The organism is Marinobacter azerbaijanicus, assembly GCF_030250645.1.
Lineage (GTDB): Bacteria > Pseudomonadota > Gammaproteobacteria > Pseudomonadales > Oleiphilaceae > Marinobacter > Marinobacter azerbaijanicus.
Genome location: NZ_JASSVS010000003.1, coordinates 463,333 through 488,253, shown reverse-complemented (window position 1 = coordinate 488,253; position 24,921 = coordinate 463,333). Strand labels below are relative to the sequence as shown.

The window sequence follows — 24,921 nt, the reverse complement described above, 5'->3', positions numbered from 1 at the left end:
ACTAATAAGCCCGGTTACTTGCCGGGCTTATTAGTGATTGATACCCGGGGCGCCTCAGGAAATCAGGATGCGCTCAAGCGCCCCGCGAATATTTTGAGGAATCGCAACTGCGCGATTCTGTTCACGGTCAACAAACACGTGGACAACCTGACCAAGCGCAGCCGGCTCCGCGTCACCACTCCTGAACAGGCCCAGCTCGTAGGTCACTGAGCTGTTTCCAATCCTGACCACCCTGAGCCCAGCTTCCAGTGTATCCGGATACGCCACCGGTTTCTTGAACTGGCAGTTGGAGCTGACCACGTATCCAACCACTTGAGAATCATTGATATCGAGCCCGCCCACCTCGATCAGGTAGCGGTTGATGGTGGTGTCAAAGTAGGAGTAGTAGGTCACGTTATTCACATGGCCGTAGATATCATTATCCATCCACCGGGTTGTGATGGGGTACAGCACATCGAACTCACCTCGTTCCACAGATTTCTCCACTTACCGGTTTTATTTCATACCACCAAGGCACAGATATTTCAGCTCAATAAACTCATCGAGTCCGTAATGCGAACCTTCGCGTCCGAGCCCGCTCTCCTTAACGCCTCCAAACGGCGCCGCCTCGGTCGAGATAATGCCCTCATTGATACCTACCATCCCCGATTCCAATGCCTCCGCCACATACCAGATACGCTTGATATTATTGCTGTAGAAATAGGCCGCAAGCCCGAATTCAGAGTCATTGGCCATTGCAATGACTTCGTCCTCGGTTTCAAAGCGGAACAGCGGTGCGACGGGCCCAAAGGTTTCCTCCCTGGCAACCAGCATATCCTGGGTTACATCGGTGAGAATGGTCGGTTCAAAAAAGGTGCCACCCAGTTCATGATGCTTGCCGCCAAGGGCAATGCTGGCGCCCCTGGAAGTGGCGTCTTCAATGTGCCTCTGGACTTTCTCCAGCGCGGCCCGGTTGATTAATGGGCCTTGCTGAGCCTCGACGTCCAGGCCGGCACCGACAACCAGCCTGCTGACCGCTGCTTTCAATTTCTCGACAAAAGCGTCATACACACCAGACTGGACATACACCCGGTTTGCACAGACACAGGTCTGCCCGGTGTTGCGATATTTCGATGCCATCAGACCCGTAACGGCAGCGTCCAGATCGGCATCGTCAAACACAATGAACGGCGCGTTGCCCCCCAGTTCCAGGCTGACCTTCTTCACCGTGTCACTGGCCTGGCGCATCAGCAACTTACCGACAGGGGTTGAACCGGTGAAGGATACCTTGCGCACCACCGGGTTAGCCGTGAGTTCTCCACCAACCTCCGCTGCATGCCCTTTACTTGCAGTGATGATATTGATCAGTCCGGCAGGCACACCAGCCTGTTCTGCCAGGAAGGTGATCGCAAGTGCTGACAACGGGGTATCCTCCGCTGGTTTGACCACAACCGGACAACCCGCCGCAAGGGCCGGTGCTACTTTGCGGGTAATCATCGCGATCGGGAAGTTCCATGGCGTAATGGCGGCCACGACACCAATCGGCTGCTTGATCACGATAATGCGCTTGTCCCTGCCATGCCCGGGGATGACATCGCCATAAGCGCGCTTTGCCTCCTCGGCGAACCACTCAATAAAACTGGCACCGTAGGCGACCTCGCCTCTGGATTCAGTAAGTGGTTTGCCCTGTTCTGCGGTCATCAGACGGGCAAGATCTTCCTGATGCGCCATCACCAGGTTGAACCACTTGCGAAGAATATTGGCCCGTTCCTTGGCCACAGTTGAGCACCAGGCCGGCCAGGCGGTCGCTGCGGCGTCAATAGCCTGACGGGTATCGTCGCCCCCCATATCAGGAACGTTTGCAAGGCGCTCGCCGTTGGCCGGGTTCACGACAGCAAACGTCTGGCCGGACCTGGCCGGAACCCATTGACCGTTGATGAACCCCTGCTCCCGCAGAAGTTCCGGTTTTGTCAGATTTACGGACATACTGTGCCTCTGTTTAACAGGTGGGAGTTGTCCTGGTTTCCGGGTGCCCTAATCAAACAACACAACCTGACGAACGGCTTTACCCGAGGCCAGTTTTTCAAAACCGTCATTGATCTCATCCAGTGTCAGGGTATCGCTGAGCAATCTGTCCACCGGCAACTTTCCCTGGCGAAACAGTGTGACATAACGGGCCAGGTCACGTACGGGCACACAGCTGCCCACATAGCTCCCCTTGAGGGTGCGTTCCTCCGCTACCAGGCTGACCTGCTGGATAGACACTTTCTTTTCGGGATGGGCAAGGCCACCGGTGACGGTGGTTCCGCCACGGCGGGTGATCTGGTAGGCGAACTCCAGCGCCTTTTCAGACCCGGCCATTTCAATGGCACAATCGACGCCGCCGTTCGTCAATGCCTTGATCTTATCGACACACCCTTCTTCCCCGGAATTAAAGGCGTGGGTTGCACCCAGCTCTTTGGCCAACGCCAGCTTGCTGTCATCCAGATCAATGGCAATCACCTCGCCGGCGCCGGCCACCAGTGCGCCCAGCACGCTGTTCAGGCCGACGCCACCGAGGCCGATGACAGCAACCGTCTGGCCGGCCTTGATGTCTGCGGAATTGATTGCCGCCCCTACACCGGTGAGTACGGCGCAACCGAAAAGGGCCGCGTGGTGCAGTGGCAGATCAGCATCAATCTTGACCAGCGAATCCCGGGACACGACCGCGTGGTCCGCAAAGGCAGACACCCCCAGGTGGTGGTTTACCGAAGTGCCGTCCGCACGGTGTAGCCGGTGCTCACCACTGACCAGAGTGCCCGCGTTATTGGTTTTTGCCGCTGGTTCACACAGGGCCGGACGCCCCTCCGCACAGGGTGCGCAGTGTCCACAACTGGGCACAAACACGGCAACCACATGATCGCCTGCCTTCAGGTCGCGGACGCCATTGCCAACTTTTTTTACGATGCCGGCCGCCTCGTGGCCGAGTGCCATGGGCACAGGCCGGGGGCGGTTGCCGTCAATAACGGAAAGATCAGAGTGGCACAGGCCGGCCGCCTTGATCTGGACCAGCACCTCGTTGTCGCCAGGGGGAGACAACTCCAGTTCCTCAATCGCCAGGGGCCTGGTGTCCTGGTACGGGCGTTCCGCTCCAATGGTTTGCAAAACTGCGGCTCGAATTTTCATGGCGTATTTCCTCAGTCGATTTCTGTTCTATGGTCATGCCAACGACGCAGACGGATCCTTGCGCCCAGCAGATACGGATCCGCGCTCAATGCGCCAGGTGGCATCCACCAGATCGGCAGAGTGGCTGTCATCGGATTCCGCAATCAGAACCGTCAGGCCCTCCGCTCGCAGGTCGGCAATGACTTCCGATAAACGTCGGGCTAATACCGGCGCGACACCTTCAAACGGCTCATCCAGCAGTATCAGTTCCCTTCCCGGAATCAGCGCCCGGCCCAGGGCCACCAGCTTCTGCTGGCCGCCGGACAACTGCAGCGCCTTGCGCTCACCGAAGTCGGCAATTTCCGGCATCAGGGAATAAACCCATTTCAGTCGCTCCTCACCATCCTTGATGTTATTGGCCCAGGCCGGCATGAGCATGTTCTCCGACACAGTCAGGTCCGGTATCAGCCTGCGGTCCTCCGGCATGTAACTGATGCGCAGATTGGCCCGTCGGTGGGACGGCAGTTTGCTGATGTCCTGGCCCTTGAAAGCAATGGATCCCCGGGTCGCAGACAGAAGGCCCATAATGGCACGGATCAGCGTGGTCTTGCCGGCGCCGTTGTGGCCGATCAGACCTGCCATCTGGCCCTGCGGAATGCTCAGATTAATGTCCCGCAGAATACTGATACCTTCAATGGAAACGTCGAGATTAGCAATTTCAAGGCTCATTTCAGGCGCCTCCTTCGGTTTTAGGCGTCTTCGGCTTGCCGGTCACCAGTTCCTGGACCTTCTCATCCGCCAGCACTTCGTCCACCGGGCCGTCCTTGATCACAATACCACTGGCAAAGGCCAGTACCCGCGTAACGTATCGCTGAACAATTTCCATGTCATGCTCAACGAACAATACCGTCAGGCCCCGCTGGCGAACCGCCTCCATCACCGTGTCCATCAGGGTGTATTTCTCTTCCATGCTGACACCGCTGGTGGGCTCATCCAGCAGTAACATCCGAGGACTGCCCAGCATGGCAATGGCAATGTCCAGCAGCTTGCGTGCCCCCTGAGGCATGGCGGTAACCATTTCATTACGGTACTGGGCGATGTTCATCTGTGCCAGAATTTCTTCAGCCGCTTCCAGCCGCTTTGTCGTGTGCACCGGCCGAATCATCTGGAACTGTTGATGGTCAGCCGCCGCCAGGGCGATGGCCAGGTTGTCGATCACCGGAAGTTCCAGAAACAATTGCGGAATCTGGAAGGACCGGGTCAATCCCTTTCTCATCAGCTTGCGTGGTCCGAGGCCCTTTATGGGTTTACCCCCGAATTCAATGGTGCCGCTGGACGAGGCCAGGTAGCCGGTCACCATATTGATAAAGGTGGTCTTCCCGGCGCCGTTAGCCCCGATTACCCCGACAATTTCACCTTCGGTGATGGTTACATTGATGTCTTCTGCGGCTGTCACCGCGCCAAAATAACGGGACAATCCGGTGGTTTTCAGAATCTCGGTCATGAGGCCACCCTTTTCTTGCGGGTAAACAGACTCCAGATCCCCTTCGGCAGGAAGAGAATGATCAGCAGCAGCACGATACCCAGGATCATTTGCCAGGCATTGGGTGCCAGTTCAATGGCGTAGGTCCGTACCAGCGTGAAAATCAATGCTGCGATGAAGGGCGCTGCCACGTGCCCGGTACCGCCAAGGATGGCGATGAATACAAACTCACCTGATACGGTCCAGTAGGCCATGGTCGGGTCCACATGGCCGGCAGCCAATGCGGTCAGTGAGCCGCCAATGGAACCGACGGCGGCCGCGATCACATAGTTGATATAGAGCACCTGTTTGCGGGATATCCCCATGTACTCTACCCGTACCTCATTTTCCCGGATTGCCTCACAGGCCAGGCCGATGCTCGAGCGGAAGTAACGATTGAGAAACAGGGCCACCCCCAGCGCCAGCGCAAGCGCCATCAGCAATGCGATCCTGGAACTGCTCTCGCCCGAACCGGGCAGGAATCCCAGAATAGTCCAGTCCACCACGCCGAAGCCGTCCGTGCTTCCGAGCCCATGGCTTTTCACCAGAACCCCATAGAGAATCATCGAAAAAGCCAGGGACAACATCGCAAAGAATATTTCCCGATATCGCGTAACAAGCAGCCCCAGAATCATGGCAACGCCAACCGTTACCGCAACGCCAAGAACAATCAACAGCAAGGCATCCGTTATGCCAAAAAAACGGCCACCCAGGCCCACTGCGTAGCCGCCAAGGCAATAGAACAGCCCCTGGCCGAACGACACCAGGCCCGCCCGCATAAGCATCACCACCCCCATCACCACCAGTGCGGTGGAAATAGCCAGAGTAGTGGTAAAGATAAGCCAGTTCGGAGCCACCAGGGAGAGCAGGGCAAGGGCCACAGCGACACCGATCAGGGAGACTTCAGTTTTTTCCAGGGTCATCAGATTTTCCTCGCAATCACCTGGCCAAACAGGCCATTGGGTCGGAAGATCAGCACCGTCGCCATCACAGCGTAAATGATGAACAGCTCCAACTCGGGCATAGTGTGAATAGACGTCGCTCGCGCCAGGCCAACAATGACAGCACCCACTGCCGCGCCTGTGATGCTGCCCAGGCCTCCGGTCACCACAACTGCAAAGGCCATTACGATGACCTCGACCCCGAGCCCGGGCACAACGGAGATGATTGGGGCGGTAATACCACCGGCGATAGCGCCGAGGGTTGCACCAATCATGAAGGTGATGGTGAACATGCGGCGCACGTTAACGCCCATGGCCTCGGATACTTCCCGATCGTGGATAATAGAGCGCAGGATTTTGCCCACCTTGGTACGCTCGAGCCAGAACCACAGTCCTACGCCGATCACCAAAGAAACCGCCAGCACCATCAGGTCATAGCCCGATACCGTCAGTACGTCGATGTTGATGCGCCCCATCGCTGCATAGGGTTGATAGGCAGAATAGGGGGTCGTGCCCCAGATCAGCTTTATGACGTCTTCGAGGATTAGCAGTACGGCGAATGTGACGATCAGCATCAGCACCTCATCGCGACCATACATAAGCCGCAGCAGGCCCCTTTCGATCACCAGCCCGGTCAGTGCACCGACCATTATTGCAGAGGCTGCAATGATGACAAAAGCCATGATCAGCTGGTCTCCGCCGCCGGCGTAATACCAGCCCAGCGCCGAAGCAGCAGCATAGGCCCCGAGGGCATAAAGGCTGCCGTGAGCCATGTTGAGAATTCGCATAACGCCATAGATGACCGTTAAACCTGCCGCAACCAGAAACAACCAGGACGCGTAGATGAAACCGTCGATCAGTATTGCCCAGACCGTTAACATCAGTGTTTACTCCTGCTATCGGACCGCCGTCAGCCTCGCGGCCGACGGCGGTTGATCAATGGATCAGTTACAGTCGACTCCCGGGAAGCCTTCCTTGATCCATTGCTGGGCGTTGTACCCATCCGGAGCAGACACGCACTCACCCGGGTAAGACCGGACGTTGCGCAGCTCAGCCTCGCCATCTTCAAAATGGTATTCGCCATACGACATGGGCTGCAGGGCCTGGTGGCCACCAGCCAGGGCCATGCGTACGGTGCCGCTAACGGATTCGAACTCGGCGCCTTTCAGCGCTTCTGCCAGTTGCTCTGAACTGGGCACGCCATCGGTGCCGGAGTTATCAGCAGCGAATTTCAGGGCCAGGACAGCCTGAGCCGCCTTGGAGGCAGGATAGCTTGGAGGTGTGCCATGCTCGGCGATATAGGCTTCGGTAAACCATTCGCTCAGGTCATTTTCCGGCATGAAACCACCGAAGGGCCCGCGCCCACCCAGAATGGTGCCGTTGGGTGCCTGGCCGTCAAAACGGTGCAGGCCGGATTCACCGGTGGTCAGAATCGCGGTTGCCTGCGACAGCAGACCACGGACGTTTGCCTGGGCGGTGAAAGACTCCATATCGCCGCCCCACATGGAAGAGTGAACAATATCCGGACGCTGGGTCTGGAGTGCGGAAATCTCAGTGCTGTAGCTGCCCTGGAAGAGCTGTGGCGTCTGGTTATTGACGATTTCGGCTTCGGGCATCAGCTGTTCCATGGCGAGGGTGAAATCCTGCCAGGAATCCTGGCCCCAGGCGTAGTTCTGCTGGATACCAGCAATCCGAACGGCATCAGGGCGGGTTTCGGCCAGGTACCGTGCCGCGCCCACATTGTCCGCAACCGCGTCGAGGCCGGTGCGGAACATGTACTGGGGATCTTCAATCTCCTGGAACAGGCGTGACGTGCCGCAATCGAAAGCGATGGTGAACATCTTCATTTCTTCCGCCACCGGGCCAATCGCCAGGCAGTCGCCGGATGAGATATAGCCGATCACTGCATTAACGTCCTGGCGCTGGACCAGATTCCGGTACTCTTCAACCTGTTTGGTCGGGCCACCCGCTTCATCGACAACCACGGATTCGAGCGTCAGGCCATTAACGCCTTTGGTGTTATAAGGCGCTGGCAGACTGCCTTCGTTGATCGCCTTGATGACAATATCCGCTCCCTGGGCAGCAGGCACACCAAACGGTCCCGAGGCACCACCGGAGAGGAAGGTCACGAAACCCACTTTAAAGGATTCTTCGGCACTGGCGGTTGCTGCCATACCCATGACACCGACCGATGCCATGGCCACGGAGGTTGCGGTGCCCAGAAGCGTCTTCTGCCAGATGGGACGTTGATTGGATTTTTTCATTTTGTTCTCCTTGATTGTTGTTTTCTGTCGTACTTCAGGTTGTGCTTGTGCGTTGCCTTCTATCGTTTGGGCAGTGACCAGTCACGGTCAGCCACCGGGTTCACCGCGTCGCTTTTTCACCAAAGCGGGGGACGGTTTCAGGGATTCAGCATCGTAGACAACCCAGTTGCCCAACATGACGCGGGCAGGAGGGTATTGATCATTGGCCACAGGCGTTCCGATGGCCTGGGCCTGAACTATCTGGTGGGTATCCGGATCGATGTAGGAAACGTAGCCCTCGGGATCTTTAGGCAGGGGTATTTCCAGCCCTTCCAGCGCCTCGATCATGGCGTCGGTATCGGTCACATCGCCGGCAATACGGATCGCCCGGGCTATGGCCAACATGCCAGCGTAGGCCCCCTGGGCAGAATAGCTCGGGTAACGGCCGGATAACTCGTGAAAGCGGGTAACAAACCGGCGGTTCTGTTCCGTATCCGGCCAGTTCACGTGGTGACGTGCAGACAGAACGAGCCCTTCGGGTGGATCATCCTTCAGGCTGACCAGGGTTTCGTAATCTCCACCAGCATCAAAATTGGCCACACGCATGCGGCTGAACAATTGCGTGGTACGGGCCTGCTCCAGAAAAGCAATGAAATCCCCGCCCCAGAGAGAAACCACCAGTACATCCGGCGGGGACTCCAGTAGTGACTGAATGTAAAGTGAATAGTCCGGCTCATACAGTTTGGGCCAGTAGGTACCGGTTACCTCGTAGCGGATGTCGTTCTGATGCAGGGCTTGTCTGAGATCGCGCCACGCGACCCGACCGTACTCATAGTCAGGCCCCAGAAAGGCGAGTTTCTGCCAACCGTTTTTCTCCTGCAGTTCTGCCAGGTAACGGGCGCCCGCTGCATGTGAATACCAGGTGTCACTCGACACCCTGAAATAGTAGCGATGCCCCTCCTCGAGGGAGGCTCGTGAAGACGCGTGGTCGGTCCCCACCATTATGATCTTGCGCTGTTTCGCCAAGCGGCTGACGGCCATCCCCACGCCGGAGCTGACCATGCCGCAGAGAATATTCGCATCGTCGTTCTGAATGAAGTCTTCAGCCATCCGCACCGCGAACGATGCCTTGGAGCGGGAATCGTCCACAATCACCCGCAGGCGCGGAGCATCGGGGTCAGAAGAGAGTTCTTCGAGAGCAAGCTGGATGGCAACGATGCTGTCCCGGCCAAAGCTGGCAGAACGGCCGGTCATCGGATACATGCAGGCAACGGTGGCATCGGCATGGCTGTCTTCCGCCCCAAGCTCTACCCTGCCCACCGGTGGAGTCGATGGCTGGGCCGGCGCTTCTGCACGGAGGGCGCTACTGGCCAGCAACACAATCGCTGCCAACCAGAATTGCCATGGCCGCTGGCAAGACCAGAAGCGGTGCAAAAGAGTCGGTACTGTCTGGTACAGGCAGGTGTTCAGTCCCGGCAAGTCAGCCTCCCGAGCCGGTCGTATCCGGCGTATGGTTTTGGATTATTGTTGTAAACCATTCACAAGGGTGTGTAGCAAGAGTGAGGCCAATGCACTAAAACGGGGCCGGAGTCTGGCCTGGAAGGCCTTCCACTTCGCTATTGAGCGGTAAAAACAGGAAAGATGAGCGATATCCGCTCATCTTTGACAGTAAGGATGAGCGGATAACGCTCATCAATCCATGCCCAGCTTCTGCAAACGACGCTTGAATGCGTGCCGGGACAACCCCAGGTGTTCAGCGGCTTTTCCTTTGCGGCCGCCGTTTTTCTCAAGGGCACCCAGCAACAGCTGACGCTCGGTCTGCTGTAACTGCTGATCAAAAGATGCACTGGCGTGATGCTGATCGGCCGGTGGTGTGCTGGCGGCCAGAAATTCACCGGGCAATTGATGGGGGCGAATCAACTGCCCCGGATAGAGAATGGTGAGTCGCTCTACCAGATTTCGCAGCTCCCGTACGTTACCTGGCCAGTTGTAGGCGCTCAGGCGGGCCAGCGTTTCAGGCAGCATGGTGATAGGTCGGCACCCCTCTTCCCGGGCCTGGGATTCGATGAACATTTCCAGCAGTTTACAAACATCGTCCTCCCGGTCCCTCAATGGCGGAATGGTAAGCTCGATAACGTTCAACCGGAAATACAGGTCCTCGCGGAAGTGCCCGTTACGGACCTCCGCTTCCAGCGATCGATTGGTCGCCGCAATCACCCGGACATCTGACGTTGCGCTGGCGCCGCCGCCCACAGGGCGGTAGTCACCGTTTTCAAGGAAATGCAGGAACTTGGCCTGCAGAGAGAGCGGTAGCTCCCCGATCTCATCCAGGAACAAAGTGCCGTTATGCGCCAGAGCCACAAGACCGGCCCGCTTCTGGTGGGCGCCTGTGTACGCCCCTTTTTCCGCGCCGAAGAGTTCTGCCTCAATGAGCTGCTCTGGCAGGGCCGCGCAGTTAATTTCGACAAAAGCTTCGGAGGCCCGCGGGCTGTGTTCGTGAATGGCCTTCGCCACAAGAGCTTTACCGGTTCCTGATTCACCCAGCAAAAGAATCCGGCCAGCGCTGCTGGCCGATACCCGTTGCACCTTCTGCCAGAGCTGCTGCATGGCGTCACTATCGCCCATCAGGCCGGAAGACGAGGCAGCCCGGCTGCGATGGTAGGCCAGCTCATCACGCATACGGGTGCGCTCAGTGACCGAGTCAACCAGGTGCAGCAACTCATCCAGGGCAAATGGTTTGGTCAGGTAATCCGTAGCCCCGGTTTTCACTGCCTGGACAGCTGCCCGGGTATCCCCATGGGCCGAAATCATCACCACCGGCACATCCGGGTACAGGCAGACCGTTTCGTCCAGAATTTCCATGCCACTCTTTCCTGGCAGCCGCAAATCCAGCAGCATCAGGTCGGGGAGACCCCCTTCGAGGATGGCCAACGCTTCCTCGCCGGTATGAGCACAATTGGTACTGTACCCGGCTTCTTGCAGTGCGAAGGTCAAAGACCTCACAAAACTCTTTTCGTCATCAACGATCAGGATGTTCAGGCGCATAATGGTTTTCACGTTCTCTCTTTTTATTGGTCTGTCTCTTTTAACGGACTGTTGTCAGGTTACCACTCTTGGCGGCAGGCAGGGTTACAAACACCGTTGTTCCCTGCCCCGGCAGGCTGCGAATATCCATTTCCCCTTCATTGATCTCGATAAGCTGACGAGTAATGCTCAGGCCAAGCCCTGTACCGTCGGAACGGGTAGTAAAAAACGGCTCGGTTACACGCCTGAGAGTTTCCGGGGACATACCGCAACCGTTATCGGTGACCTCCACCGTCAGACGATGACCATTGCGATAGGCTCTGAGGTGCACCATCCCTCCCGGCTTACAGGCGTGAACCGCATTGGCCACTAGATTAACGAGGCATTGAATGATCTGGTCCGGACTGGCATGAATCGTAAAGCTTGAATCGCCTGTGGCACTGACTGTCACCTGGCGACTGTCCGCCAGCCCGGAGGTAAGTACCGAGGCATGGTGGAAAATTTTGCGGATCTCCACCTGCTGGGCCTCCCCTGGCACCGGCCGGCCATAATCCAGCAGGTCTCCGACGACACGATTAAGGCGATCAATTTCATCCTCGACTGAAACCAGCAAATCCCTGCGCTGCTTGTCTGGCTCGCGCTTCTCCAGAGCCTGAACCGTCAACTTGATGGTGGCCAACGGATTACGCACCTCATGGGCTACACCCGTGGCAAACTCCCCGAGCACAGCCATTTTCTCCGCCTGGACGGTGCGTTGGATCATGTCCTGTAAGCGGTCTGCCATTGCGTTGAAGGCGTGTGCCAGAACGTCGATTTCGTCCTTGTCATTTTTGGGAGCCTGCAAACGAAAGTGCAGGTCGCCCGAGGCAAAGGCTTCGGCCCCCTCCGTCAACCGGGCGACCCGACGGCGCAGGCTTCTGGCAAGGGCCCAGAACAGCAGCACCGTTCCCAGGGCCAATACCCCGGCCAGGGCGTATAGCCCCAACTGGGCGTTACGCAACGGACTCAGGATCTCGCCCGCGGAAACCACATAGTCAATGCGCCACCCGGGTAACACTTCCGGACCGGTACGCAGGTCTTTGGGCACCGTTGCCTGAAGGTTACCCGTGGCATCCAGCAGTTCGCCGGTGGGCGTACGCAGGAACGGCCTCAACACCGCGGCCAGATTTTCTGTACGCATCAGTTCGGTCAGCGATGCCAGCCGCACATGCAGGGCAATCGAGCCCTGCACTGCCTGCTCTGCCCCGGTCCGTAGCGGCTGGCGTATGAGCAGCCAGGCCGGGCCGCCGGTATCCGGCAGCTGCGGCCCGATAATCTCGCTGATGCCGAAATCCACAACGGGCAACCCCGCCAGCGACCAGCCTTCACGGTTCCAGTATGGGCTTCCGGAAGCAGCCTGGCCCGGAACCACTTCAAGCAAGTTATTGCCACTATCAAAAAACAGGATGCCATAAAGATCTGGTGAGTCAGCCTCTACCCGCACCAGTTCCCTGACTCCTTCAGGAACCCCGTCGCCGTAGGCCAGATACAGTGGCATGGATGGGTGGGTAGACAGTGTTTCCAACTGATAAACCCGATTTTCGATGAAATTGGTTAGCCGGTTAGCGTTACCGGCAACCTGTGCCTCAAGACGCTCGCCAGCGAGCCGTTCGTTAACCGAATCCGACACTGCCGTATACAGCGCACTGAGCACCGCGACAGAACCAATCATCAGGGTCAGGGAAATGAACGAATAACGGCCAACCAGACTGAACCTGGGTTTCATGACAACCTCATGATGATTGTTATCGGCAAACGGTAACCAGAATAGATGCTTTGATGGATTTCACAAACACTCATACCGCCTTCAATATCTGAATATAAATGATAATTTTTGCTTGTTGTTAATGATTATCGTTTGTATAGTTGCCCTCCTCATCTACACACGCTGTAACAGGAGAGCAATATGCCGACACCATTTTCCCGAAACCTGCTTGCCCTGGCGGTCCTTTCCGCCTCGGCACCTACCATGGCCCAGGAACAGACCCTGAACGAACTCGTCATCATCGGCGATGATGCCTCCGCATCCGCCCTGCCGGGTTCCGCTCACGTGGTTTCCAGCGACGATCTGGAAACCATGAAGTACACGGATATTCACAAGGCCGTACGTGAGGTTCCAGGCGTTTATCTCAGAGAGGAAGATGGCTACGGTCTGCGCCCGAACATTGGTATTCGCGGTTCCGGTTCCGGTCGCTCGTCCAAGATTACCCTGATGGAGGACAGCGTGATGATTGCGCCGGCGCCCTATTCCGCGCCGGCAGCGTACTACTCACCAACGTTCGGCAGAATGAACGGCATAGAGGTTCTGAAGGGGCCGGACCTGTTGCGTTACGGCCCGTACACAGTGGGCGGGGCGATAAACCTGCGGTCGACACCGATCCCTGCGTCTGAAGCCGGCCATGTAACGGCAGAGGTCTCGGAGAACGCAGGCAAGCGCATTCACAGCTGGTTCGGCAACAGTACTGATAATGCCGCTTTTCTCATTGAAACCTTCCAGGAAGAAACCAACGGCTTCAAGGAATTGCAGCAATCCAGCCGTGATACCGGTTTCGAAAAAGAGGATTACGTCGCCAAGGCACGCTTCAACTCCGATGCTTCCGCTGACGTTTATCATCAGCTTGACCTGAAGTTCCAGTACAGCGAGGAATTGAGCAACGAAACCTACCTTGGTCTGACCGACGACGACTTCAGACGTGACCCGAACAAGCGTTATTTCCTGTCACGGCTCGATAACATGGACAACCGCCACAAGGGCTACTCTGCCAGGCATCTGGTGGAACTGACTGAAGACCTGTCACTGACCACCACGCTCTACCGCAACGAGTTCAAGCGCAACTGGTTCAAGGGCAACTTCAACAGCCTGATCGAAGCGGCCAACAACGGCGACCAGACCGCCTACAACCAGCTTCAGGGTACCGAACCGGTTGGTCCCTTCACGCTGACCAATGGTGCACGGGAATACCTGTCCCAGGGTATCGAAGTGAAAGTCGACTATGGCCTTACACTGGCGGGCGTGCGCCACAACATTACCGTTGGCGCCCGGGTGCACGAGGACGAAGCGGACCGCTTCCAGCCCAAGGATCGCTATGAACAGGTCATCAACAATGGCCGCCCGGCCTTTGAGTTCATCGAGCAGATTGCGCCCACCGGCGGTGACAACCGTATTGACGAGGCCGAAGCCCTTAACCTGTTCGTGGCAGACAGGATCGCCATTAACCCGGATCTTACCATCACCGCACTGCTGCGCTACGAGGATATCGAAACTTCCCAGACTCGATGGAGCACACCAGAACGAACTTCCGCCAGTGAAACCGAAACCGCCAGCAACGACACAAGCGAAGTTCTGCCCGGCCTCGGCGCAACCTATCGCCTGACCCCGACGGTTACACTGATCGGTGGCGTACACCGCGGCATGGCTCCTGCCGGCTCAGGCGGCACCAATGTGGAGCCGGAACTGAGCACCAACTTCGAGGCCGGGGCCCGGTATAACGACGGCGCGCTGCGTGCCGAAGCCATCGCATTCTACAGCGACTACGAGAACACCGTAAGAAACTGCTCCATCGCCAACCCCTGCAGCGTGGGCACCGGTTCCATCGACTCCGGAACAGTCAGTGAAGGCGAATCGGAGATCCAGGGCCTTGAACTGCTGGCCTCCTATGAGTTCACACTGTCCAACGGCCTGACTGCTCCAGTACAGGCCACCTGGACCTACACCGACGCCGAAGTTACCAAAGACAGCGATGATGGCAGCGTTCTGAAGGGAGACAACCTGGCTGACCTGCCAGAAAATGTTGCAGCTGTGCGTGCAGGCCTGCGGGACGGTGAACTCTGGGATGCCTATGTGAATGTCTCGTATGTTGATGAAACCTGCACCGATAATACCTGCGACCGCTCCGGCACTGACAACACCTTCCGCAAAACCGACGACTACACAGTGGTGGACCTGTCCGGCAGCTACGCCCTGAATCCGTCTACCCGTGTTTATGCCAAGGTGGACAACGTTCTTGATGACCAGGAAATCGTTTCCCGCAGCCCCCATGGCGCCCGCCCCAACCTGCCCCGCACGGCTTACGTGGGTATCAGCGTCGACTTCTGATGTCTGAAAGGGACAACTCCCGTCGTCGGACAGGTTAACTCGGCATTCCTTCGACCCGGTTCTTGACCGGGTCTTTTTTTGGGGTAGTGTAAGCGCTTCCGTAAACGGACGTTTGAAACCCTTCCGCAAGGAGCATGACCTGAATGAAAGCCAGCCCCATCTTTCCCATCATCGCATTGCTAGTCAGCACACTGCTTGTCAGTGCCTGCTCCCGTCATACCCTCTACGATAACGCGATAGACTGGGAGCGCTCCGGCGCCGGACTTGAGGCGTCTACTGTTCAGGTAGATAACATGACCATTGCGTACCTGAGCAACATCAATCCCGTGGACGGTGAAACCATCGTGCTCATCCACGGGTTCGGGGCCAACAAGGATAACTGGACCCGACTGGCGCGGGAACTGACCGACGAGTTCAACGTCTACGCCATTGACCTCCCTGGCCACGGCGACAGCAGCAAGACGCTGGATCTGGGGTACCGGTTTGAGGACCAGGTGGGACACGTATCGAAAATCCTTGCAACCCTTGATATTGATGAAGCCCACATGATGGGAAATTCCATGGGCGGCGCGATTACCGCACTTTACGCGGCCACCTACCCGGAACAGGTTCGTTCCGCCGTGCTGTTCGACCCCGCCGGCATCTTTGAATACGACAGCGAACTGGTGGAGCTGGTAATGGGTGGCGATAACCCCCTGATTCCCTCTAAGGAGGGGGATTTCAAGCGCCTGATTGACTTTGCCCTGGAGAAAAAACCTTTTGTACCCTGGCCCATCTATGACGTGATGGAAGAAAAGGCCATCGCCAACCGGGAAGTCAACGAGGTGATCTTTGCAGCTATCCGGGACTCCGGGTACGAACCGGATTTCCGCGAGACTATTACCCGTATCAAAGCGCCAGTACTGGTTGTCTGGGGCAAGGAAGACCGGGTTATCAATTACCGTAATGCCGACGTGTTCGTTGAGCAGATTCCCAGGGCCCGCAAGGTTCTGCTGGACGGGGTGGGCCATGCTCCGATGGTAGAAGTGCCAGAGGAATCCGCAGAGTTGTTTCGTGAGTTTCTGGCAGAAACGAGGTAGCCTTGCCGTAGCCTTGTTTCCAAACCGTGAAGTAAACCATGCCTGAAGCCATCTGGATTTCTTTTGCCTTTGTCCTGGGCCTGCTGATGAAGGCTGTCGGCCTGCCTCCCCTAGTGGGCTACCTTGCCGCCGGATTCGTTCTAAGTGGTATCGCGGCCGCCACCAACATTGCCATTGAAGCGACCGATGTCCTTGCCCACATCGCCCATCTGGGCGTTCTGCTGCTTCTTTTTACCGTGGGCCTGAAACTGAAGCTCCGCTCCATTGTCAGCCCGGAAGTCATTGGTGGGAGCCTGCTGCATTTCGGTATCACCTGTGCGGTCTTCACGCCCGGGCTCCATATGCTGATGGAGCTGGATTGGCAGACCGCGTTTCTTCTCGCGATTGCCCTTTCATTCTCCAGCACCGTACTGGCGGCCAAGGTACTGGAAACCAAGCGGGAACTGAGAGCGTTTCACGGCCGTGTCGCCATTGGCATCCTGATCATGCAGGATCTCATTGCGCTGGTCGTGATGAGCATTGCGGCTGGCCAGACTCCCTCACAGTGGGCGCTGATCGTTTTCGGCCTGCCGTTGCTGAGACCTCTGCTATTCAGACTTCTTGATGCCAGTGGTCACGATGAGCTTCTGGTGCTTCTGGGGCTTCTCCTGGCGCTGGTACTCGGCGGTCTGGGATTTGAAGCCGTCGGGCTCAGCTCGGAACTTGGGGCTCTTATATTTGGCGCCATGCTGGCCAACCATCCCCGCTCCCAGGAGCTGGCAAAGTCTCTCTGGAGCGTAAAAGAAATGTTCCTGGTGGGCTTCTTCCTGCAGATCGGCATAGGCGGGTTGCCGGACCAAGGAGCGCTCATCTTTGCAGCCGTTGCTATCCTGGTTATGTCTCTCAAGGGGGCCCTGTTCTTCTTTGTGCTGCTGGCCTTCCGTTTACGGGCCCGCAGCAGCTTCCTGAGTGCGCTGTCGCTTACCAATTACAGTGAGTTCGGGCTTATTGTGGCCAGCGTTGCATTGCCGCAGTGGCTGGTTCCACTGGCTATTACTGTGGCAGCGTCCTTTGTGGTTTCTGCCCCTCTTAACCGGCTTTCACATACCATCTATGAGCGCGTTGGATCCCGCCTCACACGGTTTGAAAGCCAGCGCCGTCACCCGGATGAGCAGCCAATATCGCTGGGCAGTACCAAGATCATGATTATGGGCATGGGACGAACCGGCACGGCTGCCTATGATCAACTGATAAAAGATGAGCCCCTGATTATCGGCCTGGACTCGGACCCGGCAAAGGCGCGCACTCATGAAAGGGAGGGGCGGAATGTGGTGTTTGCGGATGGGGAAGACACATCCTTCTGGCAAGGTCTGTATATGCCAGCTGTTGAATCCGTCATACTGGCCATGGGTGATATCGAGGGCAAGCTGATTGCCGCCAGAAATCTCCGAAAAAAGGGCTTCACTGGCTTTATTGTGGCCCATACTCTGTACGCCGATGAAGCCAAGCAGATTCGGGAAGCTGGCGCGGATGAGGCTTACCTGACCATGAGCGAAACCGGTGTTGCGCTGGCGAGCCAGGTGTTACACCGTACCAGATCAATCAAGCCAGTGATGTCCTGATGTACGAGCCTAGGGGTTCTGAAGAAAACACCATGACCCAGATGACCTCCCTGCATGAGGAGCGTCTGGATTTTGTGTTCCGCACCATAAAGGCGACCGGAGCCAGGCGCGTGCTCGACCTGGGGTGTGGGTCAGGCTCCCTGCTTTACCGGCTGTTGGCAGATGGCCAGTTCGAGCGTGTTACCGGGCTGGAAGACTCTGGCGTTTCCCTGCGCCAGGCCCGGTCCGTCCTGGCAAACTATCTGAACGAAACGCCCGACAGAATCCGCCTGATTCGGGGGTCCTATGCCGAAAGCAATCCGGACCTCGTGGGCTATGAGGCTGCCGCCATGGTGGAAACCATTGAGCATGTTCATCCAGAGCAGCTTTCCCGGGTTGAACGGACCGTGTTCGGTGAGTACCGGCCAGGCAGCCTGTTTATGACCACACCCAACCGGGAATACAATCCGCTGTTCGACCTTGCACCCGGAGAGTTCCGCGAGGAGGACCACAAGTTCGAGTGGGATCGAATCAAGTTCCAGCGCTGGGCCCGGGGTGTGGCTGACCGAAACGGCTACGATGTGCGTTTTGGCGGCATCGGAGAATTTGTCCCCGATGTTGGCCACCCCACCCAGACAGCCTTCTTTACCCGCAGAGACTGACCGGTATTCCGCCTTCTTACTAGCGAATGTCAGCGTACCCGGCGCCAGGCACTGAGCTCAGCAATTGTATGCTGAAACTTGCGACGGGTTTCCCGGATTACAAAGGGCACGTCCTGGGGTGGCTGGACTTCTTCAAAGTGACTGGACAGGACCTCACGCATGCCATCCAGAACCGTGCGCGGCTGGCCGTTACGCTCAAACCCGCCAATCCAGTTGGCCCTGGGTGTAAACTCCTCCATCAGGGTATAGGGCGAGCTGATCACCAATGTGCCCCCCTCGGCCAGGCGCTTGTGAATATCACCCAGAAATGCGCCCGGATCCTGAAGGCGGTCAATCAGATTGCCAGCAAAAATCAGGTCGTAATCCCGGTGTTGCTCCCCTAGTTGACAGGCGTCACCTGTGGAAAAGGATACCCGCTCGGCCGCTCTCGCCAGGCCAAGATGTTCGAGGCTTACGGTGACCCGGGTTCCCAGCTCACCTTCATCCCGGCGAAAGTAATCGATTTCTCCGTCCTGCCGGAGGCTGTGTGCCGCATCCACAAAACTTTTGGACAGATCCACCCCTGTTACCTGTTCGAACACCCTGCCGAGCTCGAAGGCCGTGCGGCCGACGGCACACCCCAGGTCCAGAGCCTTGCGTTTGTCCCGGCCGGCCATCAGTTCCTGGCAGATGCCTGCGCAACGGGCCGGATAATTGCCCACGCCGAAGTAGCTGTCCCCGAAATGGAAGCCCAGATACTGGCTCAGCAGTTCGTCGGTTTCGTACACATTCATGGCTGATCCTCAGCGGTTATCCAGTCAGGTTTGCGGGAGCGCGCAGGTGCGGAACCCGGTATAGACGTCGTTTCTCTGGGCCAGGTACGCCTGGCGATAGGTCCCACGGATGAGGTTTGGCGACGTGGCGCAGCTGCCACCGCGAGTGACCTTGTGATCACCGAACTGCAGCGTCGACATGAATGGGTACACGTCAATGCAGAAGCCGTCATAGGGGAAAAACTGGCTGTTTGTCCACTCCCACACACCGCCGATCATCTGTCGGCAGCCAAACGGGCTGTCACCGGCGGGAAAATCCCTGACCGGGTTTCGGGCCATTGCCCGTCCACCCATATCGGCATTTTCCGGGTTCACCGGGTCGTTGCCCCACGGGAAACGCTGGAAGGGCTCGCCCGCCCTGTTGCCCAGGGCCGCCACTTCCCACTCGTATTCAGTCGGCAGTCGTCGACCCGCCCAGTTGCACCACGCTTCCGCTTCCCAATAGGTGACATGGCAGACCGGGGCATCAGGATCCGGTGTCAGCCATTGATCGAAAAACCGTTCCTGCCAATGGTTATCGTGCCAGCGCCAGTAAAGTGGGTGCTTCGGAGTATGCAGAACAGGTTCAGAGTTGCCGTGAACCAGCGATACGTCCCTCTCAGTCTGTAACCATTTACGACCCCCAAAGGACCAGAGTTCCGGGCGCCGGTAACCGCCATCGTCCACAAACGCCATAAACTCCCGGTTGGTCACCGGGACACGGGAAATGGCGAACGAGTCCAGTTCGACTTCGAACCGCGGCTTCTCGTTGTCGAACGCAAAATCGGAGGTGGCGTAATCTTCGGACTCACCAGGCATACCGATCAGCCAGCGCCCGGCCGGGATCACGGCGTCACCGTCTATCGGTTCACCGGGGGCTCGCCGTTCACCTGTGTAATCCGGCGCTGGCGGATAACCCACGGTTTGGCGGCACCAGATAAGGGATTCGATGTGCATGTTCTGGTGGAAGATGGCGTAGCGATAGAGGTACAGATCTTCATCCGTAAGCGGTTTGCTGTGGATGCGCTCGGCCACACGGTCGTAGATGGTGTCAAAGTAGGCCAGGGTTTCGTCGCGCCCGGGAAACAGGTCCCGGCACCAACGGTCCCGGTGCTCCACATGGAATGAGTCCCAGAGGTCGTCCATGGCCGGGTTGTAACTGGGGATGCCATCAAGCAGATTGAACACAAACACTTCATAGAAGAAAGCAGCGTGTCCCATCTCCCACAACGGCGGGTTAACGCCGGGGTGATAGGGCACGTCCAGTTTCTCTTCCGGCAACGTGGTGATCAGTGCCCGGGTTCGTTGCCGGGCGGTTTCCAGTTCTGCCAACAGAGTTGTCTTGTCCACGCTAGTCTTCTCCCAATACTCTGACATTCACTCCAGATACTAACACCGGGTCGACTCAGGCCCACACCCACAAAATCATGGGTACCGCGACGACAGTCACCAGAATCGACAATGGCAGGCCCAGCTTCCAGTAGTCGCCGAACTGGTAGCCACCGGGCTCCATCACCAGAGCATTGGACTGATGTCCAATGGGCGTCAAGAAAGCGCAGGATGCCCCCACCGCAACCGCCATCAGCACGGCGTCCGACGCCAGTCCGAGCTCCGCCGAGAGGCTCAGGGCAATGGGAGCAACCAGTATCGCAGCTGCTGCGTTGTTCACTACATTCGACAACAGCATGGTACCCACCAGCACCATGGCCAGAACAGCCGCCGGGGCGAGCCCGCCACCGACCGCGAGCATACTGCCGGCGATCAGCTCGGCGCCACCGGTCGTTTCCAGTGCCTGTCCCACCGGTATCATGGCCGCCAGTAATACAATCACCGACCAGTCGATGGCCTTGTAGGCTCCGGGTGCATCAATCAGTTTCGTCAGAACCATAGCAACGGCGCCAGCAACCAGTGCGACCGGCGCTGACAGCCAGCCGCTGACAATGGCGACGATAGTGGCGATAAAAATACCACCGGCCAGCACGGTTTTTCGGGGTGACCCGAGGCGGAGACCTCGCTCTGCAAGCGGCAGGCAGCCGAGGCTGGAAAGCGTGCTGGTAAGAGTATCCTCCACACCCTGAACCAGCAGAATATCGCCGGCGTTGAAACGGATATCGCCCAGCCGCCGCTTGAGCCGTTGTCCCTGTCGGGCCACGGCGACAATGTTGATGCCGTGCCGCTCCCGGAGATTGAGCCGGTTCGCGGTTTGTCCTATCAGGGAAGACTCAGGTGTGATCACAGCTTCTGTCAGCTGAACATCACCTTCCTTGAGCTCCTTTTTACGGTATTCAGCCTGCTTTTCTCCCTCACTGGCATCCGACTCATCATCTTCCCGGCCACCCAGCTCCAGGCCGGTATTATCCAGGAACGCCTGCAGGCTTTCGGTATCCGACTCCACCAGCAACAGGTCATTTTCCTTCAGTACCTTATAAGTCGAGGGTGCCAATTGACGTTTATCGTCACGGATCAGTGCCAGCACTACCACGTCTTTGTCTTCCCCGCTCTCAGAAAGCAGGTGATGAAGGGTGGAGCCGGCGAAGGACGAACCTTCAGGAATCTTCAGTTCCGTCAGATAGTCGCCAACACTGAAGAGTTTTTCATCATCTCCGCTTTCATCGCCCCGCTGCGGTGTCAGACGCCATCCCACCAGCGCGATAAAAGCAATGCCGGCGATGGTGATGGCCGCACCGACGGGCGCAAAATCGAACAACCCGAATGAGCCGGGACCTTCCCGATAACTGGCAATGATAATGTTGGGAGGCGTGCCTATCAGTGTCATGGTGCCACCAAGAAGCGAACCGAAAGCCAGCGGCATCAGCAGCAGTGACGGCGACCGCCCCGCCTCCCGGGACATCCACACCGCTACCGGCATCAACAGGGCCAGTGCGCCCACATTGTTGATGAATCCTGAACACAGGGCGACTACACCAGTGAGGGTGAGAATCTGCAATGTCGGTCGATGCCCCACCCTGCCCAGGAACTGGGCGATATTGTCCACAACGCCACCGTTCACCAGGCCCTGGCTGACCACAAGAACCGCCGCCACCGTAACCACGGCCGGGTGCCCGAACCCTGCAAATAGTTGCTCAGGGGGGAGCAGCCCGGCGATGGCAATGGCGAGCAATGCCAGCATGGCAACCACATCGAACCGTAGCCTGTTCCAGGCAAACAGTGCCAGTGTGGCCGCCAGTACGGCAAAAACAACTCCCTGTTCGGTGGTCAACTGCGGTTTCTCCTGAATCTTACTGGTGACGGTTTACTGCCGCTTTGAATGACGCCAGTTGTGCCTATCGTCACGCATATTCCATGAATTTCTGGTAACTTTCACCCTGTGAGCGCACCTGTGCGAGCACGGAAGCACTTCTTTCATAGTTCTTCACACAGAAGCGGGTGACATGAACACCCCAGGGAAAACAGGTTTAAGGGAAGTCATGACCAAGGAACGCTACAACGAACTCTACCAGATAACGTTTGCCGGAAAGACTCTCGAAGGATTCAGCAACACGGAAGTGAGGGATAATGTTAAAGCCCTGTTCCGGATATCCGACGAGAGAACCGCACGCCTTTTCTCAGGTACCCGCACAACGCTGAAGTCCGGGCTCAGCCACAACGATGCCCTTGTTTACCACCGCCGGCTTACAAAAGCTGGTGCCGAGGTACAGATTTCAGTACAGCCCCGAACAGCGACGGTCGCTCCGCAGGCTGAGGCCAGCACCCCACCACCAGCGCCACCCGCTGACAGACAGACGCAACCCGGTCCGATGGGATCGCAACAGGAAACGCCACTGGAATTTACCGGCAGCGGTCGCGAGTATTTTGGCATCTGGATCGTCAATATCCTTCTGACCATCGTCACCCTTGGGATTTACTCCGCCTGGGCAACGGTGCGCAATAACCAGTACTTCTACGGCAACACCCGAATGGACGGTGCCAGTTTTCAATACCTTGCCAGCCCCGTCACAATTCTCAAGGGCCGGCTGATCGCGCTTGCGGTGCTGGTTGCCTACGTTGTGCTTTCGGAGATGTACGTGGAAGCGGCCGTGGTCTTCGCCATTGCCTTTATCCCCCTGGTACCCTGGATTATGGTCCGCTCCCTTCGCTTCAAGGCGGTCAACAGCGCCTACCGTAACATCCGTTTCGATTTCCAGGGCAGATACGGTGAAGCCTTTATGGTGGCCTTCGTATGGCCGGTGCTCAACGTGCTGACCCTGCTGCTGCTTACCCCGCTGGTGATGAAGAAGACCCACGAGTTTATCGCCAACGGTAGCCGTTATGGCACCACTGAGTTCCAACTGAAAGCTGATACCGGCGACTATTACCGCTTTTTTGGCAAGGGCCTGCTCATTGCCATCGGCTTTGGCGTTGCGGCCTTTCTGGCCATGCGCCACGTCGGTTTTACCGTCGGCTCCATCATTGCCGCCATCGGCTACCTGACACTGTTTGGCTACTTCATGGCGGGCATTGCCAACCTTTTCCTTGGCTCGGTACATCTCGCCAGCCACGGCTTCGAGTCGCGACTGCAACCTCTGCAAATGATCTGGATCTACTTATCCAACAGCTTCCTTGTGGTCATCACCCTGGGCCTTTTCACCCCCTGGGCCAAGGTGCGCATGGCACGGTACCGTGCCGACTGCACGGCCATGCTGGTTCGCGGCGATCTGAACCACTTTGTGGCCGCAGAACAGAACCGCACCAGCGCTCTGGGCCAGGAACTGGGAGATGCCTTCGATGTCGACTTCGCCGCCATCTGAAGTCACCATCGAAGGCCAGTTCTACTCAGGCAGGAACTCCAGCCGGCAGAGTGCCGTTTTACGCTCCGCCGGTGGAGTGATCATTCTGGATGCTGGCGAGGCGCGCATGCAGCTTTCGCCAGGGGATGTGGAGATAGCACCACGGATTGGCAACACGCCACGTTACCTGCACCTCCCTGGCGATGGTGTGTTCGAGACTGAAGACAACAACGGCGTGGATCAACTGGCCAGGCAGTCCCGCCATGGGCGTGGCAATCGCCTGCTCCACCAGCTGGAAAACCACCTGGGATTGATCCTGGTTGCGGTCGTGATAACCATTGCAACCACCGGCGCAGCATTTGTCTGGGGTGTGCCCTGGGCTGCCAGGGCTGTGGCGAATGCACTTCCGGACTCCGTTGCCGAGCAGGTAGGGGAGTCCACACTCAGCACCCTGGACGGTACCTGGCTTGAGCCATCCCGCCTTTCGGAGCAGCGCCAGCGAGCTCTGATGGCAGATTTTCAGCCTTTCCTGACAACGGTTTCAGGCCAGAGCATCAATGTTATTTTCCGCTCGTCCCCCGCTATCGGCGCTAACGCCATGGCGTTGCCGGACGGTACCTTGATTTTCACCGACGACCTGGTGAACCTGGCCCGGGATAACAAGGAACTCACGGCCATTCTTGCTCATGAGATCGGCCATGTGGCTCATCGCCATGGCATGACGGGAATGGTGCAGTCGTCTCTCACCTTCTGGTTGATCGTGATGATGACCGGTGACCTGTCCGCCTTTTCTGACGCTACGGTAGTGGTGCCGGCCGTGTTAATGAGCCTGTCCTACTCCCGCGACATGGAACGGGAAGCCGACACCTATGCACTCAAAACCCTGGAAGAGAACGGTATAGACCCGATCCACTTCGCCAACATCATGGAGCGCCTGATGACCTCCCGCAGTAATCGCGAAGCTTCAGAGACGGAAGAAGGGAGCAGCCGGTGGGATGCACTTCGTGACATGCTATCAAGCCATCCGGAAACCGGGGAGCGCATTGAGCGCTTTAAACAGAGCCCCTGAGCGGTATAGTAGCGGTACATACACC

The 24,921-nt window shown here is 57.6% G+C and carries 20 protein-coding genes; 6 read left to right on the top strand and 14 right to left on the bottom strand.

The genetic code is table 11. The features are described from left to right. Window positions 1-54: 54 nt before the first annotated feature. From QPM17_RS08640 to QPM17_RS08590, 11 genes are all read right to left on the bottom strand, one after another. On the bottom strand, window positions 55-474 hold the full coding sequence (locus QPM17_RS08640) for an acyl-CoA thioesterase (protein WP_340366365.1): 420 nt from the start codon (window positions 472-474) through the stop codon (window positions 55-57). 21 nt (window positions 475-495) lie between these two features. After that, entirely contained in the window at window positions 496-1,965 is a 1,470-nt protein-coding gene (locus QPM17_RS08635; RefSeq protein ID WP_285390249.1) for an NAD-dependent succinate-semialdehyde dehydrogenase, read from the bottom strand. Between the two features lie 48 nt (window positions 1,966-2,013). Then, the gene (locus QPM17_RS08630) at window positions 2,014-3,144 is read right to left on the bottom strand and encodes a zinc-dependent alcohol dehydrogenase family protein (RefSeq protein ID WP_285390248.1); all 1,131 of its coding nucleotides are present in this window, start codon (window positions 3,142-3,144) and stop codon (window positions 2,014-2,016) included. A gap of 33 nt (window positions 3,145-3,177) precedes the next feature. After that, on the bottom strand, window positions 3,178-3,852 hold the full coding sequence (locus QPM17_RS08625; protein ID WP_285390247.1) for an ATP-binding cassette domain-containing protein: 675 nt from the start codon (window positions 3,850-3,852) through the stop codon (window positions 3,178-3,180). A 1-nt stretch (window position 3,853) separates the two neighbouring features. Then, complete coding sequence (locus QPM17_RS08620) at window positions 3,854-4,627, bottom strand: ABC transporter ATP-binding protein (protein WP_285390246.1); 774 nt, start codon at window positions 4,625-4,627, stop codon at window positions 3,854-3,856. Further along, the gene (locus QPM17_RS08615; protein WP_285390245.1) at window positions 4,624-5,568 is read right to left on the bottom strand and encodes a branched-chain amino acid ABC transporter permease; all 945 of its coding nucleotides are present in this window, start codon (window positions 5,566-5,568) and stop codon (window positions 4,624-4,626) included. The genes QPM17_RS08620 and QPM17_RS08615 overlap by 4 nt, the downstream gene beginning before the upstream one ends. Beyond that, the gene (locus QPM17_RS08610) at window positions 5,568-6,467 is read right to left on the bottom strand and encodes a branched-chain amino acid ABC transporter permease (protein ID WP_285390244.1); all 900 of its coding nucleotides are present in this window, start codon (window positions 6,465-6,467) and stop codon (window positions 5,568-5,570) included. Before QPM17_RS08610 ends, QPM17_RS08615 begins: the two co-directional genes overlap by 1 nt. A gap of 63 nt (window positions 6,468-6,530) precedes the next feature. Further along, window positions 6,531-7,850 carry an ABC transporter substrate-binding protein gene (locus QPM17_RS08605; protein ID WP_285390243.1) on the bottom strand — a complete coding sequence of 440 codons (1,320 nt, stop codon included), beginning with the start codon at window positions 7,848-7,850 and terminating at the stop codon, window positions 6,531-6,533. 87 nt (window positions 7,851-7,937) lie between these two features. Next, the gene (locus tag QPM17_RS08600) at window positions 7,938-9,308 is read right to left on the bottom strand and encodes an ABC transporter substrate-binding protein (RefSeq protein ID WP_285390242.1); all 1,371 of its coding nucleotides are present in this window, start codon (window positions 9,306-9,308) and stop codon (window positions 7,938-7,940) included. Between the two features lie 213 nt (window positions 9,309-9,521). Further along, a complete protein-coding gene (locus QPM17_RS08595; protein ID WP_285390241.1) occupies window positions 9,522-10,886 on the bottom strand; it encodes a sigma-54-dependent transcriptional regulator in 1,365 nt (454 codons plus the stop codon). Window positions 10,887-10,914: 28 nt separating this feature from the next. Next, window positions 10,915-12,618, bottom strand: coding sequence for a sensor histidine kinase (locus tag QPM17_RS08590; RefSeq protein ID WP_285390240.1), 1,704 nt, complete (start codon window positions 12,616-12,618; stop codon window positions 10,915-10,917). 180 nt (window positions 12,619-12,798) lie between these two features. On the opposite strand from QPM17_RS08590, the gene QPM17_RS08585 reads away from it, so the two are divergent. The 4 genes from QPM17_RS08585 (at window position 12,799) to QPM17_RS08570 (ending at window position 18,309) form a co-directional block, all read left to right on the top strand. After that, on the top strand, window positions 12,799-14,988 hold the full coding sequence (locus QPM17_RS08585) for a TonB-dependent receptor family protein (protein WP_285390239.1): 2,190 nt from the start codon (window positions 12,799-12,801) through the stop codon (window positions 14,986-14,988). A 143-nt stretch (window positions 14,989-15,131) separates the two neighbouring features. Then, entirely contained in the window at window positions 15,132-16,067 is a 936-nt protein-coding gene (locus QPM17_RS08580) for an alpha/beta fold hydrolase (protein ID WP_285390238.1), read from the top strand. A gap of 38 nt (window positions 16,068-16,105) precedes the next feature. Continuing rightward, on the top strand, window positions 16,106-17,668 hold the full coding sequence (locus QPM17_RS08575) for a cation:proton antiporter family protein (RefSeq protein ID WP_285390237.1): 1,563 nt from the start codon (window positions 16,106-16,108) through the stop codon (window positions 17,666-17,668). Between the two features lie 32 nt (window positions 17,669-17,700). Then, the gene (locus tag QPM17_RS08570; protein WP_285390236.1) at window positions 17,701-18,309 is read left to right on the top strand and encodes a methyltransferase domain-containing protein; all 609 of its coding nucleotides are present in this window, start codon (window positions 17,701-17,703) and stop codon (window positions 18,307-18,309) included. 29 nt (window positions 18,310-18,338) lie between these two features. On the opposite strand, the gene QPM17_RS08565 is transcribed toward QPM17_RS08570, so the two are convergent. Genes QPM17_RS08565 through QPM17_RS08555 form a run of 3 tightly spaced genes read right to left on the bottom strand, consistent with a single transcriptional unit; the run spans window position 18,339 to window position 22,320 of the window. Next, a complete protein-coding gene (locus QPM17_RS08565; protein WP_285390235.1) occupies window positions 18,339-19,082 on the bottom strand; it encodes a putative 4-mercaptohistidine N1-methyltransferase in 744 nt (247 codons plus the stop codon). Window positions 19,083-19,106: 24 nt separating this feature from the next. Next, window positions 19,107-20,450 (bottom strand): selenoneine synthase SenA, encoded by a 1,344-nt coding sequence (gene senA, locus QPM17_RS08560; protein ID WP_285390234.1) that lies wholly within the window; start codon window positions 20,448-20,450, stop codon window positions 19,107-19,109. A 55-nt stretch (window positions 20,451-20,505) separates the two neighbouring features. Then, window positions 20,506-22,320, bottom strand: a complete 1,815-nt coding sequence (locus tag QPM17_RS08555) for an SLC13 family permease (protein ID WP_285390233.1) — start codon at window positions 22,318-22,320, stop codon at window positions 20,506-20,508. 208 nt (window positions 22,321-22,528) lie between these two features. Here QPM17_RS08555 and QPM17_RS08550 point away from each other — a divergent pair, with 208 nt between their 5' ends. Continuing rightward, window positions 22,529-23,848, top strand: a complete 1,320-nt coding sequence (locus QPM17_RS08550) for a YjgN family protein (protein WP_285390232.1) — start codon at window positions 22,529-22,531, stop codon at window positions 23,846-23,848. Then, entirely contained in the window at window positions 23,826-24,896 is a 1,071-nt protein-coding gene (locus QPM17_RS08545) for a M48 family metallopeptidase (protein ID WP_285390231.1), read from the top strand. The genes QPM17_RS08550 and QPM17_RS08545 overlap by 23 nt, the downstream gene beginning before the upstream one ends. Window positions 24,897-24,921: the final 25 nt, after the last annotated feature.

Bases quoted from the DNA above. Each gene is read 5' to 3' on its own strand.
- QPM17_RS08635 (WP_285390249.1), bottom strand. From the start codon at position 1,965: ATGTCCGTAAATCTGACAAAACCGGAACTTCTGCGGGAGCAGGGGTTC.
- QPM17_RS08630 (WP_285390248.1), bottom strand. From the start codon at position 3,144: ATGAAAATTCGAGCCGCAGTTTTGCAAACCATTGGAGCGGAACGCCCG.
- QPM17_RS08625 (WP_285390247.1), bottom strand. From the start codon at position 3,852: ATGAGCCTTGAAATTGCTAATCTCGACGTTTCCATTGAAGGTATCAGT.
- QPM17_RS08620 (WP_285390246.1), bottom strand. From the start codon at position 4,627: ATGACCGAGATTCTGAAAACCACCGGATTGTCCCGTTATTTTGGCGCG.
- QPM17_RS08615 (WP_285390245.1), bottom strand. From the start codon at position 5,568: ATGACCCTGGAAAAAACTGAAGTCTCCCTGATCGGTGTCGCTGTGGCC.
- QPM17_RS08610 (WP_285390244.1), bottom strand. From the start codon at position 6,467: ATGTTAACGGTCTGGGCAATACTGATCGACGGTTTCATCTACGCGTCC.
- QPM17_RS08605 (WP_285390243.1), bottom strand. From the start codon at position 7,850: ATGAAAAAATCCAATCAACGTCCCATCTGGCAGAAGACGCTTCTGGGC.
- QPM17_RS08590 (WP_285390240.1), bottom strand. From the start codon at position 12,618: ATGAAACCCAGGTTCAGTCTGGTTGGCCGTTATTCGTTCATTTCCCTG.
- QPM17_RS08585 (WP_285390239.1), top strand. From the start codon at position 12,799: ATGCCGACACCATTTTCCCGAAACCTGCTTGCCCTGGCGGTCCTTTCC.
- QPM17_RS08580 (WP_285390238.1), top strand. From the start codon at position 15,132: ATGAAAGCCAGCCCCATCTTTCCCATCATCGCATTGCTAGTCAGCACA.
- QPM17_RS08575 (WP_285390237.1), top strand. From the start codon at position 16,106: ATGCCTGAAGCCATCTGGATTTCTTTTGCCTTTGTCCTGGGCCTGCTG.
- QPM17_RS08570 (WP_285390236.1), top strand. From the start codon at position 17,701: ATGACCCAGATGACCTCCCTGCATGAGGAGCGTCTGGATTTTGTGTTC.
- QPM17_RS08565 (WP_285390235.1), bottom strand. From the start codon at position 19,082: ATGAATGTGTACGAAACCGACGAACTGCTGAGCCAGTATCTGGGCTTC.
- QPM17_RS08550 (WP_285390232.1), top strand. From the start codon at position 22,529: ATGACCAAGGAACGCTACAACGAACTCTACCAGATAACGTTTGCCGGA.
- QPM17_RS08545 (WP_285390231.1), top strand. From the start codon at position 23,826: ATGTCGACTTCGCCGCCATCTGAAGTCACCATCGAAGGCCAGTTCTAC.